This is a genomic window from Thermincola sp. GK-1 (assembly GCF_059412445.1).
On the sequence record NZ_JBSQAT010000004.1, the window covers coordinates 40,960 to 55,157 of the forward strand.

At 45.5% G+C, this 14,198-nt stretch carries 16 protein-coding genes; 15 read left to right on the forward strand and 1 reads right to left on the reverse strand.

Annotated features, from left to right (window positions below; translation table 11 throughout):
- Positions 1-62 precede the first annotated feature (62 nt).
- The 7 genes from dnaJ to ACSNJE_RS04910 all read left to right on the forward strand — a co-directional run bounded on the left by dnaJ (position 63) and on the right by ACSNJE_RS04910 (position 5,520).
- Positions 63-1,196, forward strand: coding sequence for a molecular chaperone DnaJ (gene dnaJ, locus ACSNJE_RS04880; protein WP_495252125.1), 1,134 nt, complete (start codon positions 63-65; stop codon positions 1,194-1,196).
- Between the two features lie 100 nt (positions 1,197-1,296).
- Positions 1,297-2,232, forward strand: coding sequence for a 50S ribosomal protein L11 methyltransferase (gene prmA, locus ACSNJE_RS04885; RefSeq protein WP_495252126.1), 936 nt, complete (start codon positions 1,297-1,299; stop codon positions 2,230-2,232).
- Positions 2,233-2,234: 2 nt separating this feature from the next.
- On the forward strand, positions 2,235-2,984 hold the full coding sequence (locus tag ACSNJE_RS04890; protein ID WP_052218637.1) for a 16S rRNA (uracil(1498)-N(3))-methyltransferase: 750 nt from the start codon (positions 2,235-2,237) through the stop codon (positions 2,982-2,984).
- The gene (mtaB, locus tag ACSNJE_RS04895; RefSeq protein ID WP_052218636.1) at positions 2,984-4,321 is read left to right on the forward strand and encodes a tRNA (N(6)-L-threonylcarbamoyladenosine(37)-C(2))-methylthiotransferase MtaB; all 1,338 of its coding nucleotides are present in this window, start codon (positions 2,984-2,986) and stop codon (positions 4,319-4,321) included. Before ACSNJE_RS04890 ends, mtaB begins: the two co-directional genes overlap by 1 nt.
- 74 nt (positions 4,322-4,395) lie before the next feature.
- Positions 4,396-4,737: a histidine triad nucleotide-binding protein gene (locus ACSNJE_RS04900; protein ID WP_013121282.1), complete on the forward strand. Its 342-nt coding sequence runs from the start codon at positions 4,396-4,398 to the stop codon at positions 4,735-4,737.
- Positions 4,738-4,874: 137 nt separating this feature from the next.
- Positions 4,875-5,051 carry a 30S ribosomal protein S21 gene (rpsU, locus tag ACSNJE_RS04905; RefSeq protein ID WP_013121281.1) on the forward strand — a complete coding sequence of 59 codons (177 nt, stop codon included), beginning with the start codon at positions 4,875-4,877 and terminating at the stop codon, positions 5,049-5,051.
- Positions 5,052-5,070: 19 nt separating this feature from the next.
- Positions 5,071-5,520 carry a GatB/YqeY domain-containing protein gene (locus tag ACSNJE_RS04910; RefSeq protein ID WP_013121280.1) on the forward strand — a complete coding sequence of 150 codons (450 nt, stop codon included), beginning with the start codon at positions 5,071-5,073 and terminating at the stop codon, positions 5,518-5,520.
- A 28-nt stretch (positions 5,521-5,548) separates the two neighbouring features.
- Here the strand turns inward: ACSNJE_RS04910 and ACSNJE_RS04915 are convergent, their stop codons facing one another.
- Positions 5,549-6,244, reverse strand: a complete 696-nt coding sequence (locus ACSNJE_RS04915) for an FHA domain-containing protein (RefSeq protein WP_461569454.1) — start codon at positions 6,242-6,244, stop codon at positions 5,549-5,551.
- 213 nt (positions 6,245-6,457) lie between these two features.
- Between ACSNJE_RS04915 and ACSNJE_RS04920 the strand changes: the two genes are divergently transcribed.
- The 8 genes from ACSNJE_RS04920 to ACSNJE_RS04955 all read left to right on the forward strand — a co-directional run bounded on the left by ACSNJE_RS04920 (position 6,458) and on the right by ACSNJE_RS04955 (position 14,191).
- Positions 6,458-7,555: an AAA family ATPase gene (locus ACSNJE_RS04920; RefSeq protein WP_474773909.1), complete on the forward strand. Its 1,098-nt coding sequence runs from the start codon at positions 6,458-6,460 to the stop codon at positions 7,553-7,555.
- Between the two features lie 26 nt (positions 7,556-7,581).
- Positions 7,582-8,814, forward strand: coding sequence for a TadA family conjugal transfer-associated ATPase (locus ACSNJE_RS04925; protein WP_495252127.1), 1,233 nt, complete (start codon positions 7,582-7,584; stop codon positions 8,812-8,814).
- Positions 8,815-8,833: 19 nt separating this feature from the next.
- Positions 8,834-9,670 (forward strand): type II secretion system F family protein, encoded by an 837-nt coding sequence (locus ACSNJE_RS04930; RefSeq protein ID WP_495252128.1) that lies wholly within the window; start codon positions 8,834-8,836, stop codon positions 9,668-9,670.
- A 5-nt stretch (positions 9,671-9,675) separates the two neighbouring features.
- Positions 9,676-10,557 (forward strand): type II secretion system F family protein, encoded by an 882-nt coding sequence (locus tag ACSNJE_RS04935; protein ID WP_495252129.1) that lies wholly within the window; start codon positions 9,676-9,678, stop codon positions 10,555-10,557.
- Positions 10,558-10,588: 31 nt separating this feature from the next.
- Positions 10,589-10,780 carry a Flp1 family type IVb pilin gene (locus tag ACSNJE_RS04940; protein WP_013121274.1) on the forward strand — a complete coding sequence of 64 codons (192 nt, stop codon included), beginning with the start codon at positions 10,589-10,591 and terminating at the stop codon, positions 10,778-10,780.
- Between the two features lie 78 nt (positions 10,781-10,858).
- On the forward strand, positions 10,859-11,656 hold the full coding sequence (locus ACSNJE_RS04945; RefSeq protein ID WP_461569464.1) for a hypothetical protein: 798 nt from the start codon (positions 10,859-10,861) through the stop codon (positions 11,654-11,656).
- A gap of 29 nt (positions 11,657-11,685) precedes the next feature.
- Positions 11,686-13,551, forward strand: coding sequence for a pilus assembly protein TadG-related protein (locus tag ACSNJE_RS04950; RefSeq protein WP_495252130.1), 1,866 nt, complete (start codon positions 11,686-11,688; stop codon positions 13,549-13,551).
- The gene (locus ACSNJE_RS04955) at positions 13,541-14,191 is read left to right on the forward strand and encodes a TadE/TadG family type IV pilus assembly protein (protein WP_495252131.1); all 651 of its coding nucleotides are present in this window, start codon (positions 13,541-13,543) and stop codon (positions 14,189-14,191) included. The genes ACSNJE_RS04950 and ACSNJE_RS04955 overlap by 11 nt, the downstream gene beginning before the upstream one ends.
- The last annotated feature ends 7 nt before the right edge of the window (positions 14,192-14,198 follow it).

Here is a 14,198-nt window from a genome sequence, read left to right on the forward strand (position 1 = left end):
CTGGCTTTTCTAATTTCTTTTTAGCAGTTCAGCTTTAACCCCGGTAGGAAAGGTGATAAGTAATGAGTAAACGGGACTATTATGAGGTCCTGGGGATCAGCAAAGATGCTACCGAACAGGAAATTAAAAAGGCATATCGTAAACTGGCCCGCAAGTACCATCCCGACATGAATCCGGGAGATAAAGAGGCGGAAGCCAAATTTAAGGAAGTAACTGAGGCATACGAGGTTCTTAGCGACCCGGAAAAACGCAGGCAGTATGACCAGTTTGGCCATGCCGGTATGAACGGCCAGGGCGGTTTCGGCGGATTTGAAGGTTTCGGCGGGTTTTCGGGAGCAGATTTTGGCGGCTTTGGCGATATCTTTGAAATGTTTTTCGGCGGTGGTGGACGCCGCAGGAACGGGCCTGTAAAAGGCGCTGATTTGAAGTATAACCTGGATATTACTTTTGAAGAGGCTGCCTTTGGCGTGGAGAAGGATATTGCCATCACTAAGAACGAGACCTGCGGCAAGTGCGCCGGGACCGGCGCGGCGCCAGGAACCAAGCCCAGGACTTGTGATGTTTGCCACGGATCAGGACAGGTACAGTATGCCCAGAATACGCCTTTCGGAAGGTTCGTCCAGACAAGGACCTGTGATAAATGCCATGGCGGCGGGAAGATTATTGACCAGCCTTGCCCGTCTTGCCATGGCGAAGGTATTGTACGCAAACAGAAGAAAATTCACATTCGGGTTCCTGCCGGTGTTGATACCGGTTCAAGGCTCAGGGTGAGCGGCGAAGGGGAGCCAGGCTTGAGAGGTGGCCCTCCCGGTGACCTATTTGTTTATGTGCGGGTAAAGGCTCATAAAATATTTACCCGTGAAGGCAATGATGTTATATGTGAAATTCCCATTAGTTTTCCCCAGGCTGCATTGGGGGATGAAATAGAGGTGCCGACTCTTGACGGAAAGGTTAAACTCAAGATACCCGAGGGGACCCAGTCAGGGACCTATTTCCGACTGCGGGGCAAGGGCATTCCCGATCTACATGGATACGGACGCGGGGATCAGCACGTAAAAGTGGTTATCCAAACGCCAACCAAACTTACCGAGGAGCAGAAAAATCTGCTGCGCAAATATGCGGCCACTTTTGGGGAACACCCGCAGGGAGTGGAAAAAGGCTTTTTCGAAAAGATGAAAGATGCGTTTATGGGTTAGCCCGTTGGAAATTCCATTAATAGGCAGCAAAAGGGCTCCGGGTCTGAACGGACTCCGGGGCTTTAAATTTGTGACTTATGGGCCGGAAGGAGGCTGACTTATGAACTGGCAGGAAATAATTATCGAGTCTGCTCCGGAAGGAGTGGAAGCTGTAGCAAATATAGCCGATGAAGTCGGAGCCGGTGGTGTCGCCATAGAAGACCCGCAAATGGTAATCAATAAAATCAAAGAAGGAAGCTGGGACGCTTATGAATTGCCCGAATACCTTACCCAAGGGGAGAATGCTTTTGTCAGACTCTACCTCCCTGTAAATGAAAATCTGCCACGCAGGCTGGAAGATATGAAACAGCGATTGGATTATCTCAATACCTACCTGTTGCCCGGCTGCATTAAAAACATTTCATATGCCACCGTCAAGGAAGAAGACTGGGCAGAGAACTGGAAGGCTTATTATAAACCTGTTCGGGTGGGCCGCTCCATACTTATCAAGCCTTCCTGGGAAGAGGTAGTTCCCGCGCCGGGTGATATAATTGTAGAACTTGACCCGGGTATGGCTTTCGGAACGGGAACCCATGCTACAACGGTTTTATGCCTGGAATTCCTGGAGGACATTATCAGGGAAGGGCATAAGGTTTATGATGTGGGTACCGGTTCTGGCATCCTGGCCATTACCGGCGCCAAGTTGGGTGCGGAAGTGGTATCTATCGACATAGATGAAGTGGCTGTCAGAGTTGCCCGGGAAAACGCAGCTTTAAACGGTGTTGCTGCTAAGGTGGAAGTGAAATTGGGCGATTTGCTGGCCGGTGAAACGGAACTTGCCGATATAGTGGTGGCCAATATTGTGGCGGATGTAATAAAAGAGGTTATTCCCCAGGCAAAAGAGAAATTAAAGGATAGTGGGCTGCTGCTGGTTTCGGGAATATTTGTCGAAAGGCTGCCGGACATTTACCGGTGGCTGGAGGAAAACGGTTTTAAGCACAGAAAGACCAGAGAGTCCGGCGATTGGGCCGCAGTCCTGGCTGTCAAGGAGGCATAACCATGGCCAGGTTTTTTGTAAAAGATGAACAGGTTAAGGGGGTTCAGGTTTTCATAGTTGGGTCCGATGTCCGGCACATCAGCAAAGTGTTACGGATGCAGCCGGGGGATTGCTTGACCCTCATTGACGAAGCGGGGACGGAGTATGAAGCCCGGATAACTCAAATAGCCCCGGAGCGGATTACATGTGAAATTGTTACTGAAACTTCCGTTAACCGGGAACCACCCCTGGAAGTAATTTTGTGCCAGGGGCTGCCTAAAGGAGACAAGCTGGAGCTAATCATTCAAAAAGGCGTGGAGCTTGGCGTCACCCGCATTATACCTGTGTCCTGCACCCGCAGTGTTGTTCAACTGACAGAGGAGAAAGCGGCCAAAAGGCGCGAACGGTGGCAACGGGTGGCCTTGGAGGCAGCCAAGCAGTGCCGTCGTAACAAGGTACCGGAAGTTTCGCCCCTGACGGGCTTTGATGAGGCCTTGCAATTAATACCGGATGGGGTTCTGGCGGTGATTCCATGGGAGGATGCCGTAGGTACGGGGTTAAAAAAGGTCTTGCGGAGTTACAATAACAGGGGGCAGGTATGGATTTTTATCGGCCCCGAAGGCGGTTTTACCGAGGCGGAAATTGAAAAAGCCAAGGGCAAAGGGGTGGTCCCTGTTACCCTGGGCAGGCGGATTCTGCGTACGGAAACGGCAGGCATAGCGGCAATAACCATGGTCCTGTACCAACTGGGAGACCTGGGAGGAATGGCGTAATGAAAAAGGTGGCTTTTCATACCCTTGGGTGTAAAGTTAATCAATACGAAACAGAAGCGCTGGCCAGCCTGTTCCGGCGGCAAGGTTACCAGGTTGTCGAATTTTCTGATAAAGCTGATGTTTACGTGATAAATACCTGTACCGTTACGCACCTGGGAGACCGCAAATCAAGGCAGATGATCAGGCGGGCCAAACGCAACAACCCCGATGCCATTGTTGCTGTAATGGGCTGCTATGCCCAGACTTCTCCCGGGGAAGTGACGGCCATAGAAGGGGTGGACCTGGTGATCGGCACCAGCGACCGGAGCAAAGTTGTTGAATGTGTGGAGGACTTTAAAAGACAGGATACTCCCGTTAACCTGGTGAAAGACATTATGCAGGCACGGGAGTTTGAAGAATTGCCTGTTCTTGATTATGAATCAAGAACGCGGGCCTTTCTGAAAATCCAGGAAGGCTGTAACAATTTTTGCACCTACTGCATCATTCCCTATGCCCGAGGTCCTGTGCGCAGCCGGAAAAGGGACAAAGTTATCGCGGAAGCGGAGCGTCTCGTTGGCGAAGGATTCAGGGAAATAGTTCTGACGGGCATCCATATAGGAGCTTACGGTCGGGACAGGGACGACGGGTATGACTTGGCGGCGTTGGTTGCCGATCTTGCCCGGATAAAAGGCTTACGCCGGCTGCGCTTGGGTTCCGTGGAGCCGGAGGATGTTACCCCGCATTTGATTGCTACCATGGCGGACAACCGGGTAATCTGCCGTCACCTGCACCTTCCTCTGCAGAGCGGTGATGATGCAGTCCTGGAAAAAATGAACCGCAAGTATAATACTCACGAGTTTACCCGACTGGTGAACTCCATCAGGGCTATGGTTGACGACATTGCTATCACAACGGACATAATTGTCGGATTTCCGGGAGAGACCGACGAGCAGTTTGACAACACTTATAACTATGTTAAAGCTCTGGGGTTCAGCCGCTTGCATGTTTTCAAATACTCGCCGCGTAAGGGCACGCCGGCGGCAAATTTCCCCGGGCAGGTTCCGGCGGAAACGAAAGAGGAGCGCAGCAGCAGGCTTATTGAGCTGGGTAAAGAAATGGGCCGCGAATTTGCCCGCCGCTTTTTGGGCCGGGAAATGGAAGTCCTGGTCGAGCAAAGGCTGGAGGCCGACTTGCATTATATGGAAGGTCTTACCGATAATTACCTGGCGGTTGCTTTCCCCGGCGGCAATGAATTAAAGGGGGAATTTGTCACCGTGAAATTAACTTCTGTTAAAGAGGAGCATGTCTTCGGGGAAGTGAAGGCGGATTGGTTGAAAAAATGGGCTAATTTGGTTTAAAGTGCAGGATTTTGCGCAAATATAAAGAAAGAAATACTTTTGAGGGAAGAGTTTTTTTGGAAAGGAGGTTGACTATGGAGGACTGTATTTTTTGTAAAATAGTCAGGAAAGAGATTCCCAGTCAGGTAGTTTATGAAGACGACCGGGTGCTGGCTTTTAAAGATATCAATCCCTTGGCTCCCGTGCATATCCTGATAATTCCCAAGGAACATCTAACAAACGTGCTGGATATACATGAGGATAATGTCGATTTGATCGGACATATCCACCTGGTAGCCAATAAGATTGCCCGCGATACAGGTATAGCGGAGAAAGGTTTTAGGATTGTAACCAACTGCAACAAAGAGGGTGGGCAGATTATTTTCCACCTCCACTATCACCTTATCGGCGGCGAAGAACTGCGTAACTTCGCTTAGTCCGGTTGACATTCTTTTACATAATATAGTATAATAAAAATTGCTTATGTGCCAAAAACAGAGACTTTAGAAATTACTCCTATGCTAGTTAATTTTACCTCTCGGCATTTATTGCCCGGCGGAGGGAGGGATAAGAAATGGCGGAAGTTAGAGTAGGAAAAAACGAAACACTGGATAGCGCCCTCAGAAGGTTCAAGCGTTCCTGTCAAAAAGCTGGTGTTTTATCAGAAGTAAGAAAGCGCGAACATTACGAAAAGCCCAGCGTGAGGAGGAAGAAAAAGTCTGAGGCTGCACGCAAGCGCAGGTTTGTTTAGTTTCTAAGGAGGAATCCAAATGTCCCTTAAGGACATGTTAAACGAAGATATGAAGGCCGCCATGAAGGATAAGGAAAACGGGAAGCTTAGGCTAAGCGTTATCCGTATGGCCAGGTCGGCTATCAAGAATATCGAAATTGATAAAAAAAGGGAATTATCCGAAGAAGAAGTTATCGAAGTTTTGGCAAGGGAAGTTAAACAAAGACGGGATGCCATTGCGGAATACGAAAGAGCAAACCGCGATGATATAGCCAATACCCTAAAAGAAGAAATCGCCATTCTTATGAAATACCTCCCCGAGCAACTGTCTGCGGACGAAATTAGGAAATTAGCACAGGAAGTAATTGCTGAAGTTAATCCTTCAGGACCCAAAGATATGGGTAAAGTAATGGGTAAACTGATGCCGAAGGTAAAAGGAAAAGCAGACGGCAAGCTGGTAAACGAAATAGTAAGAGAATTGTTGAGCTGAACAAAGCCCGGTCATTTGACCGGGCCTTTTATTTTGACTCCAGCATGTAGCCGTATCTTGGAATGCTTACGATATACTGCCCGCAGTTGCCAAGTCTTTTTCTTAAACGGTAAACAAGGGCAGTAATTTCGTCATTACCCACGTCCGGGGTGTTGGTAATGTCTATTTGCCGTTCGGGCCAGATTTTTCTCTTAATTTCATCATAATTTACTGCTTTGCCGCGGTTATCGTACAGCAGTAGCAGCAGGTCCAGGTCTTTGCCGGACAAGTTTACCGGTTGGCCATTTACAAAAACCTCTCTCCGCTCGGGAACAATGCAGAGGGAATCAGTACCGGAGCCGCTATGGCGCTGCCGCAGAAGAGCTTCACCAAGTTCTACAGTTTCCCCGGCATCGGCTTCGAGTAAGTTGTTAAAGATAAATTTCACTTCCCCCCGGGCCAGGTCAATCTTGTCTCCGTGGCTAAGGGGACAGGCCTGGTTTTGCCCGATATCGCGGCCATTTACATGGGTTCCGTGCTTACTGGCCAAATCTTTTATATAGCAACGGTCTTTTTCGAGGACTATTTCGGCGTGTTTTCTTGATATTAACAAACTGTTAAAAGAAATATCTGGTTGATGCCCGTTCCAGGAACGTCCAATTAGGGTTCGGTGACCGGGCAGGTATATGACTGTAGCGTAATTATAAGGCTCTCCCTGAATAATATAAAGGAATATATTGTGCACAGCTTTTTCCTCCCCCAATCCACGCCGGATATAAAGATTATATTTTGTCAGTAGTTATCATTATACCATGTATTGCCAGGAAATTTAATACATAGCGGACATTTGACGGGGTTTTTTGCGATATCATCGATATATCATCGCTTTATAATTGAGGCTAAGGTGGCAATTTTATATTCTAAGTTCAGAACCCAGGATATTTAGAGGTGATTTCAGTTGTATAAAATTCGCCTGGTCCTGGCCGACCATGATAGTAAATATGTAGATAAGGTTGCTGAATACATTAATTCAATCTACATGTCACGCATAAGGGTTGTCTCTTTTACCAGAGCTGACCTGCTCAGGGAATTTTTAAGCTCCGGTCGGGATAAAGTTGATATATTATTGGCTCACCCGAATTTTCTAATTGATGAACCCGATTTATATAAAAATGTCTGCATGATTGTTACCCTATCTGACGGAAGCCTCATCTGTCAGGGAAAAGGCTGCAGTATTAACAAATACCAGCCGGGGGACCAGTTGGTCAGCCAGTTGCTAAATTTTTATGCTGAAAAGAATTCGTCTGTATCTGATTTGATTAAAGGATGCGCCAGGACAAAGGTTGTTTCTGTTTATTCACCGGCCGGCGGCGTGGGAAAAACATCCCTTACCCTGGGCCTGGCTTCTAAACTCGGTGATTTTGGAAACGCAGTATTGTGTTTGAGTTTTGAAAGCATCAATTCAATGGTTTCCGGGCTGGTATGCAATGGAAATGATGCCATGACTCATATATTAATAAGCCTGAAGGAAAATGTGGCGGTACTGCCGGTTAAATTGGAAATGTACAAAACCAAAGACCTGTCCTTGAACATTGATTTTATTGAGCCTCCTGAATGTTTTCTGGAACTTTCGGAATTAAAAGCTGATGATTTGCGTTTGCTTTTCCAAAATCTCAGGCAATTGGGCAAATATGACTTTATACTGGTAGATATGGATGCTGCCGCTGATGAACGGGCTGTTGCGGTTTTTGAAGCAAGCGACAGTGTTGTGTTGGTTCAGGCCCCCGATAGTCTGTGCCACTTCAAGACGCAAAGCTTTTTAAACCAGATGAGGATAACAGGTATTGCGGAAAAAACGGGGTTTTTTGACAAGCTGGTACCGGTGTTAAACAAACATTACGGTAATGTGGATACCCAATTAAGTGAGGAATTGCGAACCAACTTTACAATTCCTGTTGTTCAGGGGTTATGGCATTCCGTCAATGGGCGCAACATTTTTGACAGCACACGTGAGTTCAGCAACAGTTTGTATCAGTTGGCTAAAGCGGTTGGGTAAACTCTGAGTGAAAGGGGTTACCTGAGATGGTGGATATTGCCAAGGAAGACATGATCCAACTTATTAGGGATGAAGTCGGATACAGGCTAGACCTTTCAAAAGAATTGCAAGATGAAGAGATTAAAGATGTGATTACCCAGGTAGTTTTTGAAAAGAGCAAAGAAAATTACCTGACGCTTTTGCAAAAGCAGGAACTGATAGCCGGGGTTTTCAATTCCATGAGAAGGCTGGATGTGCTTCAGCCGCTGCTGGAAGACCCGGCGGTTACTGAAATCATGGTTAACGGACCGGATAACATTTTCATTGAGAAAAACGGCCGGACTTATCAACTCGATATCAAATTCGAAGGCACAGAAAAGCTGGAAAATGTAATTCAGTCAATAGTTTCCAGGGTAAACAGGGTTGTAAATGAGGCTATGCCCATAGTAGATGCCAGGCTTCCGGACGGGTCCAGGGTAAACGTGGTACTACCCCCTATAGCGTTGCGGGGGCCGACCATGACTATCCGGAAGTTTCCCGAGCAGCATTTAACAGTGGAAAAATTAATCGAGCTGGGGTCTTTATCGGAAGAAGCGGCAGAACTATTAAAAAAACTGGTACAGGCCAGGTATAACATCTTTGTTAGCGGTGGCACGGGTTCGGGAAAAACCACTTTTCTAAACGCCCTTTCCGATTTTATCCCACCGCATGAAAGGATCATTACTATCGAGGATTCTGCCGAGCTACAGTTGAAAAACATCAAGAACCTGGTAAGTCTGGAAACCAGAAATGCCAACACCGAAGGGAAAGGCGAAATAACCACCCGGGATTTGATTAAAACTTCGCTAAGAATGAGACCGGACCGGATTATTGTCGGGGAAGTCAGGGGAGCGGAAGCCCTGGATATGCTGCAGGCAATGAATACGGGGCATGAAGGCTCTTTATCAACGGGTCATGCCAATACTACCAAGGATATGCTCAGCCGGTTGGAAACCATGGTTCTTAGCGCCGCACCTCTTCCTGTTGAAGTCATTCGCAAGCAAATAGCCGCTGCGTTAGATATTATTATTCACCTTGGCCGCCTGCGGGATGGAACCCGTAAGGTTTTGGAAATATGTGAGGTAGAAGGCTTTGCCCATGGCGACATCGTCCTAAATCCCTTATTCCGCTTCCAGGAAGAAGGCGAAGTGGACCAGAGGGTAATCGGAAACTTAAAACGAACCGGTAAGCTTTTACACAGGTTGAAATTGAAAATGGCGGGATTAAGCTTGGAAGATTAGAAGTTTGGAGTTGGTAAATATGCTGTATTGGAAAAACGACGGAGAGTTACTACGGGGGTCAATTGCTGTCAGTGAAAAAGCAATATTGGCCGAAAATCCTGCGGCAACAGATTTAATTGACTATAATGAATACCATATGGCCCGGCAAGAGAAAACCAAGTACACAATTATAGCGGCCATCGTATTGTTTGTCATAGGTTTAATTTTTTTCAGCAATTTAATTATCGCCTTCATTTTCTCGTTAGGTGGTTTTTTTTATCCAAAATATAAAGTCCAGGATTTAATTACTAAGAGAAAAGCGGAACTTCAGTTACAGTTTAAAGATGCACTTTATTCTTTAACTTCGTCCCTGGGTGTGGGTAGGTCTTTGGAAAGCGCTTTTAAAACTGCTCTTAATGACTTGCGGGTCCTTTATCCGGACGAAAACACCTACATCATAAAAGAATTCGGATACATATGCAGGAAAATTGAACTAAATGAACCTGTTGAAACGGCTTTGCTGGATTTTGCCGAAAGGTCCGGTTTAGAGGATATCAAAAACTTTGCCGAAGTGATGGTTATTTGCAAAAGAACAGGCGGGAACCTTGTGCAGGTGGTAAAAAACACCTCCGCCATCCTTAGCGACAAAATAGAAATCAATCAGGAGATAGAGCTTCTGTTAACAAAGCAAAAATACGAACAAAAAATTCTCAATATCATGCCTATAGTCTTCATTGGTCTGGTCAAATTTGGTGGCTCCGGTTATATGGATTCCTTATATACTTCAATTAAAGGTTACCTGTTAATGGCGCTGGCTCTTGGAATTTTGATTGCCGCTTCAGTGGTATCCAAAAAAATCTTTGACATTAAGGTGTGATTATGGTGAATCATTTGCTTTTGGTGCTCAAGCCGGTATTGGCTTTGGTTTTGTTAGCTTTGTTTGCAGGCTTATATTTTCTGGCTAAAGACAAAGACCGTGATTTTGCCGAAGAAATCAACAGGTACGGTTTTAAACTGGCGTTTCTTGCTCCGATAGGTTTTTTTCTGGCGGAAAAGTTACCCTATCAATTCAACTCGGGTTACGACCGTAAAATTAGAGGCCGGATTGCTGAGCTGTTTGGCCAGCGGGAAGCCTACACCTATTTTGCTGTCCATATCGCTCAAAAAGCAGCCTTGATGACAGCAAGCGCTTTCTTTTTTAGCATCACTTATTTGGCCGGTGAGGCAGAATACTCTTTTTTGGTTTTTGGCTTAATATTATCAGCTCTTCTGTATTATTGGGTTGATAAGGATTTGGAAAAGAAGCTGAAGATGAAAAAAAGACAGATTTTGATTGATCTGCCCGGGTTTATTAATACCCTGGCCTTACTGTTAAACGCCGGATTACCTTTTTCATCGGCTGTCCATAAGGTTGTACATGACAGCGACCCGGACAGGCCGCTATACAAAGAAATGAACTATGTTTTGGCAGATATAGGCGCCGGTAAACCTATTCACCAGGCTTACGAAGATTTTGCCCGGAGATGCCGGATACCGGAAATAACCCGGTTTGTATCAACTATAATTCAGAATTTAAATCGTGGAAACGGGGACATTGTTTATGTGCTAAGGACACTGGCCCAGGAAGCATGGGAGAAAAGAAAGGATATTGCCCGGAAACAGGGAGAAGAAGCATCGTCAAAGCTGGTTTTTCCCATGGTTATGGTGTTTATTGCTGTAGCCATTATAGTTCTGGCTCCGGCCATCATGACGATGGGCAGGTAGTTGTAGCGGAAGTTGTGAAGGGGGTGACAAGATGAAAGAGCTGCTGATAAACTTTTTTAAAGATGAGGATGGTCTTGAAACCGTAGAAATGGTAATTATTCTGGTCGTTATTGTTGGTTTGGCTTTTTCATTTAGAAAAAGTCTTACTAAATGGTACAACGATCAGATTGCTCAGATTAACAATACTGATAAAGGCCTACCTTCAGTCACAGAAGCAAAATAATGACCGGATTTCCGCCGGGCAGGTTGGTTTTAACTGCCCGGCGGTACCAAATGATTTATATAGTTTGGGGTTATCCATATGTTAACAAAAATGCGTATTTATTTTTGCCAGGCCCTTGCCAGTTCAAAAGGTAGTTTTACCCTGGAAGCCACTATTGTTTTTCCGTTAATCTTGTTCATTTTGTTTTGTCTACTGTTTGTTTCCATGTTTATTTTTGAAAAACTGGTTGTCCTCAATGCTGCTGTGTACACTTCCGCCCAAAGAGCCGCCACCTGGAATAACAGCTTTAAGGACCTGGAAACAGGCGCCTTGGGAGGGAAGTTAAAAAATAACGGTCTGTATTGGCGGATTTTCCAGGACTCTGATAATTCCTCACTGGCAGTTGCAAAAGCTGTTGAAGCTACCGGCCTGGCCGGCGAGCACCTTGCTTACGGGGTATTCCAAAACGACCAGACAATTGAGATAAACTATAATAATCAGCTTATCAAGAGAACTGTAACGGCTTCCATCAATGAAAATGTGCTCATGCCCGCTTGGGCAGCAAAGTGCCTCGGCAATCAAATACAGGCCAGGGCTCAGGCTGATGTGGCCGAACCTGTGGAGTACATAAGAAATGTGGATATTCTATATGATTACCTGAACAGGTTGAAAGGGTATCTGACCCTGCTGGGTAAGCGGCAGGACAGTTTAAATAACGGAGGCAGGGTTTATATCACGAAAAATATTTACGAAGACAAGGTTTATCATTCTGACCCCAATTGCCGGTATGTACAAAGAATTAGCAGGCACGGAAACCTGATGGTTTTGGAATCAACGGCGGTGGCAACAGAGATGGGGTACAGGCAGTGTAAAGTCTGCACCCAAAATAATCACTAGTCCCCTAAATGGGGTGAGAGGTTTTAGGAATGTATATTATAAACAGTGTTTTGGAAAGGTTTCTGAAAAATGAAAAAGGGACGGTAACTGTTTACCTGGTTATTGTTTTTATGATAATGGTCATTTTTATTGGGCTATTTATTGATTTGGCCCGGATAAAAACAGCTCAGAATCAATTGCGCAGGGTAGCCAATGCCGCTGCCTGCTCCGTATTGGCTGATTACCATACTTCTACAAAACAGGATTTTGGTTTATTTACCTATAAAGGTACGAATTATGACCAGGATTTTGCAAAATATGTCAAGGCCAATTTAACTTCTTCAGCGGGGCAGAATTTCAACTTGCTGGACTACCGGTATGAAGGTTCCCAGGCAGATGTAAACAATTCGTTGGCTGAGGAAGCGGTATTAAAACAGCAAATTCTGGAAGACATGAAATACCGGGCTCCCATCGAGTTGGGCCAGTTTATTACAGATAAGATCAGGGTAATAGGCAAAATGTTTAGCTTTTTTCAGGCGAAAAACCAGGAACGAAAAAGCCTGGATACTATAAAAAAGAAGTCCAGGGAGATTGATAAAATTGGCCGGGACATAGAACGGAAAAAAAAGGACCTGATTAGCAAAAGGGAACGCCTGGAAGAGCTGGAGGAAGAACTGGCCCGGGCGCAGGATGCCGAAACAAGAAAAGCCATCCGGAAAGAGATGGCCAAGGTCAAAGAGGAAATAAAGCTGTTAAAGGAAGAAATCAGCGGCGATTTAGAGCGCTGCCAACGGTTATCCCGGGAGGTAGATGAGGAAAGGGGTAAACTAATTGAAGGCGGGTATATGGGCCCGACCGACGGAAAAGACGAAATAGACATGGCTGTTGAAGAAAGTGAAAAATCGATTAATGCAGAAGTGCAAAGAATTCAGCTCAATATCGAGCGAGAAATGACGAAAGTGAACAGGGAAATTGCTGCCAGCCTGGATGCATTGGACCATGACCAGTATGAACGAATTGGGTTGACGGCTGTTAATGTAGTAATTTCTGAGTATGAAACTGTTAGCGCATCAGCTTATGGAAATGAGCTAAGGCGGCAACAAAGCGACCTGCAAAACCAAATAATTCAAAAAAATATTCTGGAAGGGGAAGGGATTATTGAGCCTAAGGACATTACGTCAAGAGTAGACGATTTTGAAGATAAGAACGGCAAAGATATCGAACAAATTACTGAAAAGGTGAACGGCGTTGTAGCCATTGAGGAAGTATTAACGGACATGCGGGATGATTTATATATCAACGAATATATCCTGGCGCATTTCTCCTATCTGACCAAACCTGCAGCAGGTAAAAATTTTATGTATAAATATTGGAACAGTGAAGCGGAATACATAACCTTCGGTGGAGCCTATCCCAGGGCAAGGGCAGTAGGAGAAATATACCTCATTCGTTTTGGACTGGATACCATGGCTTATCTTTGTTTCAGCAAAGTTGCTCCTGCCGAACCCGTTGCCAGGTTTATCTATTCTGTAATCATGGGAGTTACGCATGCGGGTGTGGATACGCTGAAGTTGCTGCTGGGCCAAACCGTAGCCATTGCCGAGATGTATGACCCGACCTACGCTTTTGGTAATCCCCTGCATGATATCAGGACCAACTACAAAGAACATTTGCGGTTGTTATTATTTATAAATAATGATGACAACAAATTGCGGCGGATTCAGGAAATAATCCGGTTGCGTAACAATGTGGACCCGAAAAATCTAAATACGGTTTTAACGGGTAGTGCAGAGGTTTCCATAAGGTTATGGTTTTTACCTTTGGCCGGCATTCGTAATATGGAACACGGGCCCTTTGGAACAACAGTTAAGGATGGCCGGTGTTATATAACCAAGCGGGTAGAATATGGCTACTAAACGGGTGATTTTGATGAGAAATTTTTTTAAAGACAATAATGGCAGCCTCACTTTGGAAGCAACTGTTGTTTTCCCCTTTTTTCTGGCGCTGATGTTAACCCTGATAAATTTTGTGCATGTATGTATGGTGTACATTGCCATGGACCATGCGGTCAGTCAAACGGCCAAACAGATTGCGGTCCATTCTTATCCGCTTAAATTTATCAGGGGCTCAGATCCCGCCGGTATGGAAGACTTGGCACAAAAAATACTTATGGACCCAACCAATGCTACCCTTGATTTGCCGCAGCAGGTCAAAGCGGCAGTAACCTCAGATTTTCTAGCGGTGGTTGGCAACCAAATAAAGGAAGATACAATGGCGCTGATTGAGCCTGCCGTTAAAGTATATGCGCAGAAAAAGATAAGGGAAATGTATCCGCTGGGCTCCTTGAGGGACGATAGCTTTAAAATTGTTAAGGCTGTTATGTTTAACCCTTTGAATCTATCCCGCAGTAACGGTCTGGTAAATAACGTGGAGCTAAACAATGAGGATATAGCGCTGGTGGTGGAGTATAAGGTGAAACTGCTTTTTCCGTTTTTTAAAAAAGAGCTGACTTTATCCAATACGGCAATAGAAAGGTCATGGGTGGACGACAAATAGGCAGGTG

What these genes read in the sequence shown, in the direction of transcription:
- dnaJ (WP_495252125.1), top strand. Translation starts at nt 63, where the DNA reads ATGAGTAAACGGGACTATTATGAGGTCCTGGGGATCAGCAAAGATGCT.
- prmA (WP_495252126.1), top strand. Translation starts at nt 1,297, where the DNA reads ATGAACTGGCAGGAAATAATTATCGAGTCTGCTCCGGAAGGAGTGGAA.
- ACSNJE_RS04890 (WP_052218637.1), top strand. Translation starts at nt 2,235, where the DNA reads ATGGCCAGGTTTTTTGTAAAAGATGAACAGGTTAAGGGGGTTCAGGTT.
- mtaB (WP_052218636.1), top strand. Translation starts at nt 2,984, where the DNA reads ATGAAAAAGGTGGCTTTTCATACCCTTGGGTGTAAAGTTAATCAATAC.
- ACSNJE_RS04900 (WP_013121282.1), top strand. Translation starts at nt 4,396, where the DNA reads ATGGAGGACTGTATTTTTTGTAAAATAGTCAGGAAAGAGATTCCCAGT.
- rpsU (WP_013121281.1), top strand. Translation starts at nt 4,875, where the DNA reads ATGGCGGAAGTTAGAGTAGGAAAAAACGAAACACTGGATAGCGCCCTC.
- ACSNJE_RS04910 (WP_013121280.1), top strand. Translation starts at nt 5,071, where the DNA reads ATGTCCCTTAAGGACATGTTAAACGAAGATATGAAGGCCGCCATGAAG.
- ACSNJE_RS04925 (WP_495252127.1), top strand. Translation starts at nt 7,582, where the DNA reads ATGGTGGATATTGCCAAGGAAGACATGATCCAACTTATTAGGGATGAA.
- ACSNJE_RS04930 (WP_495252128.1), top strand. Translation starts at nt 8,834, where the DNA reads ATGCTGTATTGGAAAAACGACGGAGAGTTACTACGGGGGTCAATTGCT.
- ACSNJE_RS04940 (WP_013121274.1), top strand. Translation starts at nt 10,589, where the DNA reads ATGAAAGAGCTGCTGATAAACTTTTTTAAAGATGAGGATGGTCTTGAA.
- ACSNJE_RS04945 (WP_461569464.1), top strand. Translation starts at nt 10,859, where the DNA reads ATGTTAACAAAAATGCGTATTTATTTTTGCCAGGCCCTTGCCAGTTCA.
- ACSNJE_RS04950 (WP_495252130.1), top strand. Translation starts at nt 11,686, where the DNA reads ATGTATATTATAAACAGTGTTTTGGAAAGGTTTCTGAAAAATGAAAAA.
- ACSNJE_RS04955 (WP_495252131.1), top strand. Translation starts at nt 13,541, where the DNA reads ATGGCTACTAAACGGGTGATTTTGATGAGAAATTTTTTTAAAGACAAT.